The 15,340-nt window shown below is 50.4% G+C and carries 15 protein-coding genes; 9 read left to right on the top strand and 6 right to left on the bottom strand.

Annotated features, from left to right (window positions below; genetic code table 11):
- Window positions 1-48: 48 nt before the first annotated feature.
- A complete protein-coding gene (locus SC206_RS21335) occupies window positions 49-1,287 on the bottom strand; it encodes an L-dopachrome tautomerase-related protein (protein WP_332740613.1) in 1,239 nt (412 codons plus the stop codon).
- An 819-nt stretch (window positions 1,288-2,106) separates the two neighbouring features.
- On the opposite strand from SC206_RS21335, the gene SC206_RS21330 reads away from it, so the two are divergent.
- The 5 genes from SC206_RS21330 to SC206_RS21310 all read left to right on the top strand — a co-directional run bounded on the left by SC206_RS21330 (window position 2,107) and on the right by SC206_RS21310 (window position 7,097).
- Window positions 2,107-3,450, top strand: coding sequence for an MFS transporter (locus SC206_RS21330; protein ID WP_332740611.1), 1,344 nt, complete (start codon window positions 2,107-2,109; stop codon window positions 3,448-3,450).
- A 123-nt stretch (window positions 3,451-3,573) separates the two neighbouring features.
- Window positions 3,574-4,533, top strand: coding sequence for a C-terminal binding protein (locus SC206_RS21325; protein WP_332740609.1), 960 nt, complete (start codon window positions 3,574-3,576; stop codon window positions 4,531-4,533).
- Window positions 4,534-4,603: 70 nt separating this feature from the next.
- Entirely contained in the window at window positions 4,604-5,260 is a 657-nt protein-coding gene (locus tag SC206_RS21320) for an RraA family protein (RefSeq protein WP_332740607.1), read from the top strand.
- 59 nt (window positions 5,261-5,319) lie between these two features.
- On the top strand, window positions 5,320-6,258 hold the full coding sequence (locus SC206_RS21315) for a sugar kinase (RefSeq protein WP_332740605.1): 939 nt from the start codon (window positions 5,320-5,322) through the stop codon (window positions 6,256-6,258).
- Between the two features lie 203 nt (window positions 6,259-6,461).
- A complete protein-coding gene (locus SC206_RS21310; protein WP_332740603.1) occupies window positions 6,462-7,097 on the top strand; it encodes a GntR family transcriptional regulator in 636 nt (211 codons plus the stop codon).
- 59 nt (window positions 7,098-7,156) lie between these two features.
- Here SC206_RS21310 and SC206_RS21305 read toward each other — a convergent pair whose 3' ends face one another.
- A complete protein-coding gene (locus tag SC206_RS21305) occupies window positions 7,157-7,324 on the bottom strand; it encodes a hypothetical protein (protein ID WP_332740601.1) in 168 nt (55 codons plus the stop codon).
- A 64-nt stretch (window positions 7,325-7,388) separates the two neighbouring features.
- Window positions 7,389-7,889 (bottom strand): lactoylglutathione lyase family protein, encoded by a 501-nt coding sequence (locus SC206_RS21300; RefSeq protein ID WP_332740599.1) that lies wholly within the window; start codon window positions 7,887-7,889, stop codon window positions 7,389-7,391.
- A 212-nt stretch (window positions 7,890-8,101) separates the two neighbouring features.
- On the opposite strand from SC206_RS21300, the gene SC206_RS21295 reads away from it, so the two are divergent.
- Entirely contained in the window at window positions 8,102-8,971 is an 870-nt protein-coding gene (locus SC206_RS21295) for a LysR family transcriptional regulator (protein WP_332740598.1), read from the top strand.
- A gap of 13 nt (window positions 8,972-8,984) precedes the next feature.
- Here the strand turns inward: SC206_RS21295 and SC206_RS21290 are convergent, their stop codons facing one another.
- Genes SC206_RS21290 through dtnK form a run of 3 tightly spaced genes read right to left on the bottom strand, consistent with a single transcriptional unit; the run spans window position 8,985 to window position 12,006 of the window.
- On the bottom strand, window positions 8,985-9,743 hold the full coding sequence (locus SC206_RS21290; protein ID WP_332740597.1) for a DeoR/GlpR family DNA-binding transcription regulator: 759 nt from the start codon (window positions 9,741-9,743) through the stop codon (window positions 8,985-8,987).
- A gap of 6 nt (window positions 9,744-9,749) precedes the next feature.
- The gene (locus SC206_RS21285; RefSeq protein ID WP_332740595.1) at window positions 9,750-10,730 is read right to left on the bottom strand and encodes a D-threonate 4-phosphate dehydrogenase; all 981 of its coding nucleotides are present in this window, start codon (window positions 10,728-10,730) and stop codon (window positions 9,750-9,752) included.
- Window positions 10,723-12,006, bottom strand: a complete 1,284-nt coding sequence (dtnK, locus tag SC206_RS21280; RefSeq protein ID WP_332740594.1) for a D-threonate kinase — start codon at window positions 12,004-12,006, stop codon at window positions 10,723-10,725. The genes SC206_RS21285 and dtnK overlap by 8 nt, the downstream gene beginning before the upstream one ends.
- Window positions 12,007-12,218: 212 nt before the next feature.
- Here dtnK and SC206_RS21275 point away from each other — a divergent pair, with 212 nt between their 5' ends.
- From SC206_RS21275 to SC206_RS21265, 3 genes are read left to right on the top strand one after another with little or no spacing between them, the layout of a single operon-like run.
- The gene (locus SC206_RS21275) at window positions 12,219-13,382 is read left to right on the top strand and encodes an iron-containing alcohol dehydrogenase (RefSeq protein WP_332740592.1); all 1,164 of its coding nucleotides are present in this window, start codon (window positions 12,219-12,221) and stop codon (window positions 13,380-13,382) included.
- The gene (locus SC206_RS21270; RefSeq protein WP_332740590.1) at window positions 13,382-14,266 is read left to right on the top strand and encodes a dihydrodipicolinate synthase family protein; all 885 of its coding nucleotides are present in this window, start codon (window positions 13,382-13,384) and stop codon (window positions 14,264-14,266) included. The genes SC206_RS21275 and SC206_RS21270 overlap by 1 nt, the downstream gene beginning before the upstream one ends.
- A 44-nt stretch (window positions 14,267-14,310) precedes the next feature.
- Window positions 14,311-15,261, top strand: coding sequence for a phosphoglycerate dehydrogenase (locus tag SC206_RS21265; RefSeq protein WP_332740588.1), 951 nt, complete (start codon window positions 14,311-14,313; stop codon window positions 15,259-15,261).
- The last annotated feature ends 79 nt before the right edge of the window (window positions 15,262-15,340 follow it).

Here is a 15,340-nt window from a genome sequence, read left to right as displayed (position 1 = left end):
CTCTGCCTTACTTTCGTTCAAATCAGCATAATTTTAATTATTAATTTATTAATTCGCAGTATAGGGTTTGCCGCCTACGTGAACTTTATAGATAGTAAAGTTGGCGACTTTAGGATTATCAAAGTTCATTTCGCCGCCGACCCAGCTGTTGAGGTGGTTGCTGACAAAATAAAGATAGCCGTCAGGTCCCCAGCCAATAGTGTCAGGCCATGCGATGGCGTCGTTGGTGACATAAGGGGTAACGCGGCCTGTTTTAGCGTCGCGTTTCATTAAGCCATTCAGCGTCAGGGCGGTCATATATAAATTGCCCTGACTGTCGGCGGTCATGCCGTCGGTATTTGAAGGCAGCGTGGTCACCACTTTGATGCCCTGCTCAATTTTGGCTTCGCTATTGCTGAAATCTCGAAGCGAAGCAGTAGGCACGCTTAACAGACGATTGCCGGTAAGATTGGTCCAGTAAAGCGTTTTCTTGTCGCCCGATAACGCGATGCCGTCGGCGCCCGTCAACATTGCGTTAGGTTTGCCGTCTTTGTCTTTCAGCACCTTTTCGCCATGAATCGCGAAGGTAAAGCCGGGCTGATCGTTAACCCATTTTGGATCTGATAGCACGCGTTTTGCCTTGCCGGTTTTGATGTTATAGACCAACAGTGCGCCTTTCAACGGATGACACATGATGCCGGAATCGGTGATGTAAATAACGCCGTGATCATTATCCACCGCGACGTCATTCAGGAAGGAGCAGGTAAAATCGACCTCGTCGTTACTAAAGTTATAGCGGGCTATCTCTTTGTTACTGTTCAGATCCCAGCCAATCAGCTTTTCGTCACCCGGCTTGTTGGGCGCACCCGCAACGTGTCCCTGATCGAGGATCCACATGACGTTGTCACGGTCAATTTCAAAACCCAGCACAGCTTTTAAACCCATTGGATTATTAATATCATTCATCTTTTCGCTTGGAAAAGGTTGTAGCAACCACCCATCGCCCTTCTTCACCAGACGCGACAACGTGGCCGGTACTTGCGGCCCGCCCCAACGCGCCGTGCTCACATATAAGTTTCCCTTTGCATCAACTTTCACACCATGCAGCATGGCCTTGGTGTCATTTTTTTTCCACTCGGCTTGAGCATTGGTATCACTAAGTTCATAAGGCAGTCGATTCCACTGGGCAACCACCTCTAACTTGGGCTGGCTAGGCGCGGCGTGTGACGGAAGTGCTGCAACAGCTACTGCCCCCAAAATAGCCATTCTGATCAAAGAAGATATAGAGAGTTTATTTTTCAACATCATAGTTCTTTCACCTGTTAAGAAAATTACAATGTCATTGTGACATGTCAGAATGTAGCACCCTATTATTTCGCATAGGGAGAAAATATTGTCGTAATTTAACGCTGGTTCACATATTTAGGCTTTTTCACAATAAATAAGCGGCGGGATGGTAATTATTCAATGCAAAAAACCAAATAGAGGAATAATTTCGAGAAATTACTAAATTACACAAAGAGCGACATATTACTTTTAATGCATATAAATCATGTAGTTAAAAATAACTTCGTCCTAAACAAGGATTATTAAATCACTCATTTTTGACAAAGAATTTATAACGCTGAGAGTGTTAACCCAGCAGCATCATGAAAATTTATAGTCCCCATAAATATTAGTTATGAAGTCATGAATTGGCATTGCGCTATTAGGATCCTATTAAGAACAGACGTACACGTCAGCAAAATTTTTTAAAAGCCTACCCAAAAACCTGCACCAATATCACTCATAGTCAAGTTAAAACAATAAGTTGCACACACCACTCGCACTAACATGTCAGTCTATAGTCTTTTCATTCACAAAGTTATAAAATTAACAAGCTATCAACATATGGAATTGTGATTTTACTCGCCATTATCAGGCTAAATAACCCTTCATTGTGATCCTGCCAGCAAGTCTCATTTTCCAACAGTGTATAAACAGCCAATTTTGCTAAATTTGTGACATGTTAGTTTTGCAATCTTACAGTTATATAAATGAGTGGCTATCACCTTATTCGTGAGCATGCTACTGCCCGGTCAAAATCTGATCGAAAAATAATTATCATCATTGAAAAGGTGATCTGTCATGAGTACTTTGAGCCAACACAAATCAGGTGCAGTCCCCGCCGACTTGGAGCAGTCGACAATCAGTAAAGTTATCAGGATGCTTGTTCCATTGATGGTGGCAATGTATGTCGTTGCTTATATTGATCGACAAAATATCAGCTTTGCCAAACTCCAGATGGTTAGCCAACTCGGCTGGACTGAATCAGCCTTTGGCTTAGGATCTTCACTGTTTTTCATCGGTTACTTAGTCTTTAGCGTGCCGGGAAATATTATCTTGTCCAAAGTGGGCGCCAAACGCTGGTTTGCATTAAGCCTGGCGGCATGGGGCGTTATCACCGTCGCATTGGCCTTTACCCAAAGCCTGACCATGTTTTATGTGCTGCGCTTTGTATTGGGATTGGCTGAGGCCAGCTTCTATCCGGGCCTGATTTACTACTCCACGCAATGGTTTCCAACCAAATATCGCCCGCGCATTGTGGGTTATCTCGTGACTGCCAGTATGTTTGCCAACATGATTGGTGCCCCGCTCAATGGTTCGCTACTGAGTATGCACGGCATTTTGGGCTATCACGGCTGGCAGTGGCTGTTCCTGATTACCGGCCTGCTGGCCATCGTATTGATCGTGCCCGTGCTTTACTTTTTCCCGGGAAGCCCAGAGAAATCGACTTTTCTTAGCCTTGAACAAAAGCAGTGGCTGCTAAAAACACTTGAAGATGAACGCCGCGAGCAAACCGATAAATCGGTCGATACGCTGTTTAAGTCACTGACGGACAAACGTGTCCTTGCGCTCGCGCTTATCTATGGCTTCATCTGCTTCGGGGCCTATGGCATTAGTTACTGGATGCCGACCATCGTAAAATCTTTCGGCGTATCGGACATGACCAACGGTTTCGTCAATATGATCCCGTGGGCGCTGGTGATGATTATGCTGCGCTGGCTGACTAAAAAGCCTGAACGTACTAATAATCCGATTCTCAACGTCGCCGTGCCCATGTTTACCTCAGCGATTTGTCTCGTCGGATCCGTCTGGTTCTATTCACAACCCGTCATCAGTTTCGCCTTTATCTGCGGCGTGGTGCTGTCAGTATTTGCTATCCAACCCTGTTTCTGGAATCTCACGAAATTCCTTTCCGGCGCTTCTGCGGCAGCGGGTTTAGCCATCATTAACTCCCTCGCTAACTTAGGCGGCTTCTTCGCGCAAAACACTATTCCTCTGGTTCGCGATGAGATGCAAAGCGCTTCTGCGCCGATGATTTACCTCAGCATCGTGATGTTAATAGGCGGTATCTGCACCATCACTTTGATCAAATGGCTGCAACGTCGCGGTGAACCTGCAACCGCCACGCCGGTCGTCGGGCATTAACTAACATTTCAGTTTTAAAATATTAGTGTGATGAACGTCACTTTAATCCGCAATATTAATTGCTGGATATCCTAGCCTTCGTCATCATAAATAAAATCTAACATGTCAGATATAAGGGTTGTCATGAAAAGAATTGTGGTACTTGAACCAGGCTACGCGCATTACCTTGAAGAGAACGCCGTGCTGGCGGCGTTTTCACCGCAGTTTACGGTAGTGCCACGCGATGCTTCCGTTGAACAACGTTTAACAGCCTTAGCGCAGGCCGATGCCTTGATGATTCGAGAAGCACCCTTAACGGCCAGCGATATCAATGCGATGGATAAGTGCCAGGTCATCGTTCGTTATGGCGTTGGCGTAGATAACGTGGATTTGCCTGCGGCCAAGGCAAAAGGCATTTATGTCGCCAACGTGCCGGACTATGGCTCCGAAGACGTGGCGGAACACGCGCTCGCCCTGCTGCTGTCGGCCACTCGACGCATTACCTCGCGCAACAGTCAGGTTCATCAGGGCCAATGGAATATTGGACAGGCCGAACCGATGTTTCGTCTCAGCGGGAAAGTGCTCGGTATTGTCGGCTTTGGCCGTATTGCGCGCTGTCTCGCCACGAAAAGTCGCGGCATCGGATTTCGCACCATTCTGGTCTGCGATCCCTTGCTGGATGACGCCGCTGCACAGGCCGCTGGCGTGCAAAAAGTCAGCCTTGAGCAGCTTTGTTGCGAGGCCGATCTCATCTCATTACATGTCCCGCTTTCATCCAGCACTCGTCATCTGATTGGCAAAACCGAATTGGCGAGCATGAAACCGACCACCGTGCTGGTCAATACCTCGCGCGGTGGGCTGATTGATGAATCCGCGCTGTATGACGCGCTGGTCGCAAAACAGCTTTTTGCCGCCGGGCTGGACGTTTTCGAGCAGGAGCCGGTAAAAGCCGACAACCCGCTTTTGCGCCTTTCCAACGTTATCTGTACAGACCATACCGCCTGGTTTACGGAAGAATCCGTGACCGAACTCCAGCGTAAAGCCGCGCAGGAAGTGCTGCGGGTGTTTGAAGGCAATAAGCCGCTGAACTGGGTTAATCCTTAATGAGGTCAATAAATAACTGAGACATATCACCTTTTTTAATTCATAACCTATTTATCTTTAAGGAGTTTATATGTTTAGCAAAGAAATTATCGAAGGCTATCGCAGCATCTATTCCACGGCCTCTATTGCCGATGCCTGCGACGTGATTGTCGGCAAGACCATGTTTTTACCTTTTGAAGTTAAAAATCGTATCAATGACAAGAAAATTGTCGGGCCAGCCGTGACGATCCTTGAAGATGTCACCAGCGAAAAATTGCCGCCGCAGCACGCACTCGATGCGATTGATGAATCCGAAGCGGGTTCCGTGATTGTAATCGGCGGCTGCGAAGCGCTGGAAACGGTAGCCGTTTGGGGCGGATTGATGACAGCGGGGGCGGTCGCCAATCAGCACGAAGGTGCCGTTTTAATGGGCGGCGTGCGCGACCTGACTGAAATCCGTCGTGATTACGATTTCCCGGTTTATGCCAAAACGGTCACGCCTGGCACTACGCTGGGTCGCTTCAAAACGCTGGCCGCCAACCAGCCGCTCGACATGGGCGGAGTGATGGTCAATCCGGGTGATCTGATTGTCGGTGACGTCGATGGTGTGGTTTGCGTGCCGAAGGAGCACGTTGAAGCCGTGCTCGAACTGTCAAAATCTATCGACAGCCGCGAGCTGGAACAGGCGAAATTGATTATTGCCTCCGGATCGTTGCGCGAAGGCCTGGCGAAATACGGTCGTATCTAAATTGGACCCGTCGCGCTTCGCCCTACCTTTGAAGCGCGACGATGAAAGGAATTTTTATCATGAAATCAATCGACATCCTCTCTTTCGGTGAGCCTTTGTACGAGTTCAGCCAGCTTCCGCAGGACGACGAACCGGTGAGTTATCTCAGTGGTTACGGCGGCGATACCTCAAACTTTGCCGTCAGCGCCGCGCGTCAGGGTGCAAAAGTGGCGATGCTCACGCAGTTAGGCCGTGATGTTTTTGGCGACAAATTTGTGACCCTCTGGAATAAAGAAGGCGTAAGCAGCGAGTTCGTGCTGCGCCATGCCGATGCGCCCACCGGGATCTACTTTATTACCCATGATGATCAAGGCCATCATTTTACCTTTTATCGCAAAGGTTTGGCCGCGTCGCTGCTTCGCCCTTCCGATATTTCTGAAACCGCAATTCTCAATGCGCGCCTGCTTCACACGTCGGCCATCACGCTGGCAATCAGCGATAGCGCCTGTGACAGCGTGTTCGCCGCGATTGAGCTTGCCCACCAGCACGACACGCTGGTCTCATTTGACACCAATTTGCGTCTCAAACTCTGGCCGCTCGCTCGTGCCCGCGCAGTGATTCATGAAGTAGTGCGCCACGTAGATATTTGTTTACCAAGCCTGGATGAGGCTCGCTTGTTAACTGGACTTGAAGATGCAGACGCCATCGCCGACTATTACCTACATTGCGGCGTAAAAGAGGTGATTTTGAAGCTGGGTAGCGAAGGCGCAATGTACTCCAGTGAAAACAGCCGTTTGCGCGTTTCCGGCCATCAGGTCGCCACCGTCGATGCGACCGGCGCGGGCGACTGTTTTTCCGGTGCGTTTTTGACGCGATATCTCGCCGGAGACAAGCCGGAGCAGGCGTTGCGCTATGCCAATGCCGCTGCCGCGCTGACCACTACCGGCTACGGCGCCGTTGCGCCCATTCCTTTTAGGGCGGACGTCACGCAATTTCTTGGTCAATTTCTTGGTCAATAAAACGTTCACCACGCGCTTATCGTCGTAAACCTTTTGTTGTAATTCGATCTCTTTCGTTGCCGCTAGATATAGAAAGAAGTTCTGCGCACCTCTCAGGTGCGCACTAATGCCTGCTGCCGATGTCCGAAAACGCAATTATCTGTTATATATAGCTCCACTTCGGCGTACTCCGACAAAACGTGGCAAGGGAGAAGTAGATCAGCATGGCGCAGGACCTTCTGAAGGATGTCGTTTACAAACGAATAAAAGATATGATCATCAACGGCTCGTTACCGATGGGCGGCAAGCTTTCGGAAACCGCCTTGGCAACGCGTCTTGTCGCAACGAAAGCGCCGGTTAGAGACGCGCTGCGCCGTTTGCAAAGCGAAGGTTTAGTGCAGATCAAACCGAAAAGCGGCACTTTCGTTTTCAGCCTGAGTGATGTCGAATTTAAAGACCTGCTGGAGTTTCGCTTCTTCGTTGAAGCAAAAGCCATGGCGTTATCGCTGAAAAAGAATCCTAAACAGCTGGTGCAAGAAATCTCGGCCATTCTCGATAGCATGGACTTTTGCATCAACAATAATTCAACCGTCGAGTATATCCGGCTCGATAATCTGTTCCACGAAGCCCTGTTTAACTGGTGCCAGAACGCCTATCTGACGCAGTCCTACGGCTTAATCTCTTCACGCATGGCCACCATTCGACATTATATGGGCAGCAACGAAGAACATATGACGCGCTCTTATCAGCAGCATGTCACCATAGTCAAGGCAATGCGCGACAACGATTACGACACCGCGCTCGACGCCTTGCAGGGTCACATTTTGCCTGAATACGGTGCCTATTGGGGACTGCTGTAAACAGGCAATTGTCACTATTTTTGCGTTAACTCCCAACCGGCCCGCCTAAGGTGATGCCTCTAAACGTCATCAAAAATATGCACCGAATTTAAATAGACAAACGCTTCGCTGGCCTCCTTGCCGGGCTGCCATTCATTCCAGTGATTGCCCGGAAAAGCTTCCATCGTGCCGTCAGGCTTGCGGCGAGCGGGCGGCCTCGCGCAGCGCGAGAGTTGATGGCTGCGCAAAGGATTTAGGCATTATTCCAAATATTCCCAATCCCGTGATAAAAAGACGCCGTGAAATACTCAATTAAGAATACGCCCCTGCTGAATAGGTCAGTTCATAACTGTGGCTGTAAATTTCGATGATATTGCCAAACGGATCTTCCATATAAACCATGCGATAAGGCTTCTCACCCGGGTAATATTCACGGATTGGCATGCGCTGCTTCCCTCCCGCCGCGACAATTTTAGCCGCCATGCCTTCGACGTCAGGATCCTGAATACAAAAATGGAAGACGCCGGATTTCCAGTATTCAAAATTGTTTTCACGTTTTGATGCGTTGGCAAATTGGAACATTTCTACGCCGATGCGATCCCCCGTTGAAAGATGCGCAATGCGACAAGACGCCCAACCTTTGCCAAAGACGTCGGTACACATCACGCCAATCGATGAATCATCTTCTTTAAGTTCGGTCAGCGGCATAATTAAATACCATCCCATAACGTCGGTATAAAACGTAACCGCCGCATCAAGATCCGTAACTGACAGGCCAATATGCGAAAAACTACGAGGATAAGCCGGGCTCATGAAAATTCTCCTAACGTGGAAAGTCTGTTGGCAGTAAACCGTTGTTCTCACTTCATGCCCTGCGGGAAGTAAGTCCGTTAAGGAAGTAAGTCCGTTCAGGATGGATGCCCGTTAAGAATAAAAGTCTGTTTACTGCCAGAGTCTATTCAGGTTAGTTCTTGAGCGTTATAATGAAAACATCGTATTGATTATAGAGTCCATAAAATATCGTTATGATGAATCCGCAATGGTTGACCTCTTTTTCGATGCTTTCAGAAACCGGAAGCTTCACACACACGGCAGAACGGCTGGGAATTACGCAGTCGGCGGTTAGTCAGCATGTACGCCAACTGGAGTCACAGTTTGGCCCACTGGTTTTGCGTAATAAAAGGCCGCTGGAGCTGACGCCTTCTGGTCAGGCGTTGCTGGTTTATTGCCAGGAAATTAATCAGGCGGATATGCGCCTTCAGCTGCGTCTTAGCGAATCCGAAACGACGCGGGGTGAAATCAGTCTGATCAGCCCGGGCAGTGTCGGATTAAGGCTTTATCCGTTGCTGCTGTCGCTACAGGAAAAATACCCTGATTTAGCCGTGCGCCATCGTTTTGCGCCAGACAGCGAAGTGATGGACGCCGTGTTGCATAATCGTTATGAACTTGGATTCATCACTCAAAAGCCCGAAGACAAACGTCTTGTTGCGGAGAAATTTACCGCTGAGCCGCTGGAGCTGGTGGTGCCTGCTGGGCAGACAGTGGATCGCTGGGAAGATTTGGAACGTATGGGCTTTATCGATCATCCTGACGGACAGGCGATGGCGACGCGGTTATTGAGTCGAAATTTTCCGGGCAATGCGGGCGTGCGCAATCTTCCGCAACACGGATTCAGCAATCAAATCAGTTTGATACTTGAACCCGTGTCACGAGGATTAGGTTTCACCGTCCTACCACAGTTTGCGCGTCTGGCGTGGCCCGATCAGCAGACGATTTCAGCCATCGCCTGCCCCGTTCCGGTCACCGACACTATTTGGCTAATCCATCGCGCCGAATGGCCCCTCTCCAAACGCAGCGAACAGGCGATTAGCTATTTACGAGGGCATTTTGGGTGATATTATTGAAAGGTTAATTGGCCAGTATTAGCGAAAACTCGCAATGACTCAGCGCAGTAAACACCTCTTCATTCAGATTTTTATCGGTAATCACATCGGTCAACATGTCGAGCGGAGCTGCGTTGAATAGCGACCACGAACCGTATTTGCTGCTGTCGGCGAGCAAGACTTTACGCCGCGCGTTAATCAGCAAATCGTGCTTTAATCCGGCCTTCTCTTCCGTCGGCGCGGTCACACCTTTCTCGAGACTCCAGGAGTTACAGCTGACGAAGCTGATATCGGGATAGATGCTGTGCAGCAATCGTCTGCCGTGGTCACCGATGCAGGACTGGCTGGATTCATCGATGCGTCCGCCAATAATAGTCACTTCTATCTGTTTGAAACCCGAAAGAAAAAGTGCAATGTGCAAATCTGAAGTAATAATCCGCAGAGGTAAATGGGTCAACTGACGGGCCAGCTCGAGCATGGTGGTACCGGCATCGAGCACGACAGCGTCGCCGGGTTTAACCAGCCGCGCCGCCGCCTGTGCAATGGCCTTTTTCTCGACCAGATTGCGCTGCATCTTCTCGGAAGTAGTGGGCTGAAACGGCACAAAACGGTTCAGCGTCACGCCGCCATGACTGCGGCTAATGACCCCTTCCTGATCCAGTTTGATTAAATCACGGCGAATAGTGGCTGGCGACGTTGAAATCGCCGCCACCAACTCTTCAACGGTCACCAGATTATGGCTCTTCAGATAGTCCATAATCTGGTCGAGGCGACTTTGTTTCATATATCCTTATGCTAGCTGCATCGCTAATTTTATTGATGTTTCCATGCTCTCAGACTTCGCTTTACCTGTCCAGGCAATATCAAATGCCGTGCCATGGTCGGCGGAGGTGCGGATAAACGGCAGTCCGGCAGTAATGTTGACGCCGTCATAAAAGCCCAGCAGCTTAAGCGGAATGTGGCCCTGATCGTGATACATCGCGACCACGATATCGTACTGACCCTCATAACATTGCAGGAAAACGGTGTCCGGCGGGCAAGGTCCAAAGACATTGAGACCCTGCGCTTTCATTTTTTCAATTGACGGACCTACAATGGTTATCTCTTCATCACCAAACAGGCCGTTTTCGCCTGCATGCGGATTCACCCCCGCCACGGCAATGCGTGGGTTCTCAAAGCCAACGCGGCGCAGGAAAGTATCGGCCATGCCAATCACTGTCTCGACGCGCTCGCGGTTTAACGTATCGAGGAATTTACGTAGCGCAATGTGGGTCGTCACGTGAATCACTTTAAGACGATCGGTAAACAACACCATCGCATAATCTTTACTGTGCGTGAGTTTCGCCAACAACTCCGTGTGTCCCGGATAAAGATGTCCCGCCGAGTGCAACGCTTCTTTATTAAGCGGCGCGGTGGCGATAGCATGAACGTCGCCTTTCATCGCCAGTTCAGTGGCAAATTTCACGCAGCGAAAGGCCAAATCACCCGCTTCGGGCTGCACTACGCCGGGTTTTAATGCCTCTGGATCCGCAAGCGCCACGTCGATAATATTGATAACGCCCGGCGAAAAACGCGCATCGGCCATGCTATCCAATACTCTCAGTTCGGCCTGAGGAGTGACATTTAGAGCCAAAATACGGCGCAGTGTGGCAGCGCATCCCACTACCACAACCGACGAGCCTGATAACTCCCCTTCAGCCAAAGATTTGATAATAATTTCAGGACCAATGCCCGCAGGATCACCCATCGTTACCGCAATAATTTTACTCACTCGACTTCTCCTCAATAAAACGAATCACTTCAATCAGGGTGTTCTCATCGCCAAAGCCACCGGCCTTAGTCATAACGAGCAACGTGTGTTTACCATCGATCAATCGCCCGTAAGGTACGCAGCCAGCGATTTGACCATGAATTTCAAAGCCATTGGCGCCTAAACCTTGCGCCACCGCCATCGCTACATCGCCGCCAGAAAGATAAAGTCCGGCAGGGCTGACATCTGCGATAACGTCTCGAGTCAAATCGGCCAGCAACAGGCAAATTTGCTCACCTAGCTGCTGCCGACTGGTTTGATATTTTTGGCAAAGCCGCGCAATGTTATGTCGCTGACTCGCCTCGCTACAGGTACGAATAACGCAGTGTTTTCCTGCGCGTAGAGCTTCTTGCGCCGCCTGCTGCCAAACGGCTTTATCAGTCCAGGCGGGCGAGTCAAAAAGTTGCGCCACGTCAATCTCAATGACCTCAACCGGATGCAACTGACACAAACGTTCAAGCTGACGTTGAGCGATTTCACTCATCGAACCGACTATGGCCAGCAAAGGCTGCGCTGTTTTTTTACTCAACAACGCGCACAACGCCTCGCTCAGACCCGCCGCGCCCACGAGCAGCGGCCGTGAAGGCAGCAGAGATGCCGCCTGCATGATCTGTCGTAAATCCTCATCCGTTTCCGCGTCCACAATCAGATAACGCGCGCCCTGCTCAATTGCAGCTTGAAGCTCGAAAGCCAACTCAGTGGCTTGAAGACCAGAGAGAGCAATTTCCCTGGCCGCCAACGCGCTTTGCTCACTCATTCTCGCGGCGATATTGGCACTGGTGATCGGCGTTTTAGGGTCACTGGCAAATTCGCTTTCAGTCAGCAACGTGCCGTGAATATAGGTATTACCGAAACGTGTTATCCGTCCTAAACGCGGCACCGCGGGCACAATTAGCGCCGCACTCGCGCCGCTGGCAAGCAGCGCGGCCTCAATTTCAGCACCTACATTGCCGCGCAGAGTCGAATCGATTTTTTTGAAAATCCACGGATTCTCTTCCGCCACCAACAGACTAGTGAGAGCCTGATACGTTCGCCTGGCCGCCACTTCTGCACTTACGGCACGGCTGTCGGTATTGAGAACCCAAACATCAGCCTTCGCGCTGTCGCGTTTACCGTCGGCGTTAAAAAGTACGCAAACACGTGCACCCGCGCCCGCCAAACCTGCGGCGACATCATTTGCGCCGGTTAAATCATCGGCTAATACCACGACGGGCGAATTCCATTGCCGTTGAGTCATGCGTACTCCTGAAAACTATGGGAAGAATTCTAAGGTATCACCTTAACGAATTTGATTATATTAAATCATCATTGATTAAATGTGAGCAACATCAAATTAATCGAAATCAAATTCCTCTATAAATTTAGGCGTTGGTTTTCTATATGAAGTCTGTACAGGTGATGGAAATTAATCATCTCCATGACAGCATCAAAAATTTAAAAGGTAGGGTAATGAATATTAATAGCAGCCTGCTCAGCGGGTATCAGACGCTCAATGACATCGGCTATCTGCTGAAAAACAGACAGCGCGTGCTGTTGGTCACGGATAAAAATATTGCCGGGATCCCTGCCGTTCAGGCGCTGATCGCGCAGATTAAGAAAAAAGTGGAGCAGCTGGAAATCATCGACAGCGTGCCGCCCGAGCCGACGCATCATAATGTGGCGGAGATTTTAACCACGCTGAAAAACACCGACGTCGATCTGGTGGTGGGCGTAGGTGGGGGCAGCGTTTTAGACGTGGCCAAGCTGCTTTCCGTTTTATGCGTAGAAGATTCGCCGTCGCTGGATTCGCTGTTGAATGGCGAAAAACCGACTCGTCGCACGGCTTCCCTGCTGATTCCAACTACAGCAGGAACGGGCTCCGAGGCGACACCAAACGCCATTTTAGCGATCCCTGAAAAAGAGACTAAAGTCGGGATAATCTCGCCCGTTATGCTGCCCGATTATGTGATTCTGGCTCCTGAACTGACCACCAGCATGCCCGCACATATCGCCTCATCGACCGGAATTGACGCGCTCTGCCATCTCATCGAGTGTTTTACCGCCACCATCGCCAACCCGGTGAGTGACAACTACGCGCTGATTGGTCTCAAAAAGCTGTTTGCCAGCCTCGAAACGACGATTGCCGAACCTGAAAATCTGGCGGCGCGCCTCGACATGTTATGGGCCTCCTATTACGGCGGCGCGGCGATTGCGCATTCCGGCACCCATCTTGTTCACGCCATGTCCTACCCGCTCGGCGGCAAATATCACATTCCACACGGCGTGGCCAACGCCATCTTGCTGGCACCGTGCATGGCGTTTGTGCGTCCGGCCGCGGTGACTAAATTCGCTCAGGTTTATGACCTGCTTCCCGATGCCAACCCGCAGCTCGACGAAGAGCAGAAGTCTTTGGCGCTGGTGGATTATTTCGCCGCGCTGGTGAAAAGACTCAACCTTCCAGCCAGCCTCGACGCGCTGGGTATCGGCTCGGAACATCTACCGAGCTTGGTACAGGCTGCTCTTGACGTGCAGCGGCTCATGAAAAACGTGCCGATGTCGGTAAGCGCCGATGATGTGCGTGAAGTCTATTTAACACTGTTTGCCAATGAAAAAATGACCCAGGGAGTGAACTAATGAGCCAGAAAATTGAAGGCGTACTCACCGCCATCGTCACGACGTTTGACGCGCAGGGCGACTATGCCGACACCGCCATGCGTCAGCAAATCCGTCGTCAGCTTGCAGCCGGTAACGGCATCTTTTGTGGCGGCACCAACGGCGAATTTTTCGTGTTGAATGAACAGGAGAAGCTGGCCGTAACTCAAACCTGTGTCGATGAAGTGGCGGGTAACGCGCCTGTCGTCGCCCATATTGGCGAGATTTCCACCCGCGAAACGCTGCGCCTTGGCAAACAGATTGCCCGGCTTGGCGTTGACGCCGTCTCGGTCATTACGCCCTATTTTGTGCCGCTGAAACAGCAGGAGCTGATTACCCACTATCTGACCATCGCCGACGGGCTCGACGTACCGCTGTTTCTCTACAACATTCCTGCGCGCACCGGCAATACGCTGGAACCCGAAACCGTGCGCACGCTGGCCGCGCATCCCAATATTATCGGCATTAAAGACAGTGCGGGCAGCTATGAAAGCCTGAGCGGATTTATCAAGGCAGCCGAAGGTATGAGCAACTTTACTGTATTGAATGGTCCTGACTCATTGATTCATCAAGGATTTGTCGATGGCTGCTCGGCCTGCATTTCAGGTTTGGCAAACGTCGCCCCCAAAGAGATCAATGCGATTTGGGCCAAATTTAAAGCCGGAGATATTACAGGATCACGACTTGCACAAGAGAACGTCACTGGCCTGCGTACCGAGCTCTACAGCATTGGCTTCTCGCCTGCCGCGGTGAAAAAAGCGTTGGTTTTGATGGGCCATGAGGTGGGCGAAAGCCGCTACGCGGTGCAGTTCAGCCCGCAAGAAGAGCAGCAGATTCGCCACATAGTTAATCAATATACCCAGTAACTGGCGCGCGAACGCCCCATTGCGCTTACATCAGGACCGTTATCATGAAAGTTATTTGTACCTCGCCCTCTTTCGCCAAGTATGACGATCGGCCTATTACGGCGCTCCGCGAACAGGGACTTGAACTGATTACCCTGCCAGCGGATGCGTCGCTCAGCATGCTGGAGCCTCATCTCGCCGACACCGTAGCGATGATTGTCGCTTTTACTGACATCAACGAGGCGCTGCTTAAGTTGGCACCAAAATTGAAAATCGTCTGTAAGCATGGCGTCGGTGTCGACAATATCAATCTCGACGCCACCCGCGCGCGTGAGATTTTTGTCACTAACGTGCCGGATGCCAACAAGCATGCCGTCGCAGACTTTGCGTTTTCTTTAATCCTCGCAGGCGCAAGACAGTTGCCGCAGGCCGTCGCCGAGACCCGCAAAGGGCTTTGGCCGCGCATTTTCGCCACCGATGTCTATTCGAAAACGCTGGGTATTATCGGCCTTGGCAATATTGGCAAGCAGGTCGCGCTGCGGGCGAAAGGCTTCAATATGCAGGTACTGGCTTTTGATTTTTATCCTGACGAGAAGTTTGCGGCTGAAAACGGCGTGCAGTTTGTCTCTCTCGATCAACTGACTGAACAGAGTGATTTCATCACTTTGCATACGCCATTGACGGCTGAAACCAAGGATCTGTTTGATGCAGCGCGCCTGAAACAGATGAAGAAATCGGCCTATTTAATCAACGTATCGCGCGGCGGCGTGGTTAACGAAGCAGATTTGTATCAGGCACTGATCGATAACGTGATCAGCGGCGCGGCGGCCGACGTTTTCGAGCATGAACCGTTGGCCGAACACCCGCTATTTTCACTCGATAATTTCACCCCAACTTCGCACATCGCCGGTTATACCGACGGGGCGATCAGTGCGATAGGTGAACGCTGTGTGCAGCAGATTATTCAGTGTGTAATAGAGCAACAGCGCCCCACCAATATCATGAATAAATTATAAGTAAATCAAACAGGGAAGCCCTACCTTCCCTGCTTTATAAAAGCTGAAAGCCAGGCTATTCAGCTCACAATTACTCTCT

It is taken from the genome of Rouxiella sp. T17, from assembly GCF_036663475.1.
Taxonomy (GTDB): Bacteria; Pseudomonadota; Gammaproteobacteria; order Enterobacterales; family Enterobacteriaceae; genus Rouxiella.
The sequence above is the reverse complement of the archived record's forward strand: the minus strand, read 5'-3'. Positions and strand labels throughout refer to the sequence as shown.

Bases quoted from the DNA above. Each gene is read 5' to 3' on its own strand.
- SC206_RS21270 (WP_332740590.1), top strand. From the start codon at position 13,382: ATGAGCCAGAAAATTGAAGGCGTACTCACCGCCATCGTCACGACGTTT.
- SC206_RS21300 (WP_332740599.1), bottom strand. From the start codon at position 7,889: ATGAGCCCGGCTTATCCTCGTAGTTTTTCGCATATTGGCCTGTCAGTT.
- SC206_RS21295 (WP_332740598.1), top strand. From the start codon at position 8,102: ATGATGAATCCGCAATGGTTGACCTCTTTTTCGATGCTTTCAGAAACC.
- SC206_RS21330 (WP_332740611.1), top strand. From the start codon at position 2,107: ATGAGTACTTTGAGCCAACACAAATCAGGTGCAGTCCCCGCCGACTTG.
- dtnK (WP_332740594.1), bottom strand. From the start codon at position 12,006: ATGACTCAACGGCAATGGAATTCGCCCGTCGTGGTATTAGCCGATGAT.
- SC206_RS21275 (WP_332740592.1), top strand. From the start codon at position 12,219: ATGAATATTAATAGCAGCCTGCTCAGCGGGTATCAGACGCTCAATGAC.
- SC206_RS21320 (WP_332740607.1), top strand. From the start codon at position 4,604: ATGTTTAGCAAAGAAATTATCGAAGGCTATCGCAGCATCTATTCCACG.
- SC206_RS21265 (WP_332740588.1), top strand. From the start codon at position 14,311: ATGAAAGTTATTTGTACCTCGCCCTCTTTCGCCAAGTATGACGATCGG.
- SC206_RS21335 (WP_332740613.1), bottom strand. From the start codon at position 1,287: ATGATGTTGAAAAATAAACTCTCTATATCTTCTTTGATCAGAATGGCT.
- SC206_RS21315 (WP_332740605.1), top strand. From the start codon at position 5,320: ATGAAATCAATCGACATCCTCTCTTTCGGTGAGCCTTTGTACGAGTTC.
- SC206_RS21325 (WP_332740609.1), top strand. From the start codon at position 3,574: ATGAAAAGAATTGTGGTACTTGAACCAGGCTACGCGCATTACCTTGAA.
- SC206_RS21290 (WP_332740597.1), bottom strand. From the start codon at position 9,743: ATGAAACAAAGTCGCCTCGACCAGATTATGGACTATCTGAAGAGCCAT.
- SC206_RS21310 (WP_332740603.1), top strand. From the start codon at position 6,462: ATGGCGCAGGACCTTCTGAAGGATGTCGTTTACAAACGAATAAAAGAT.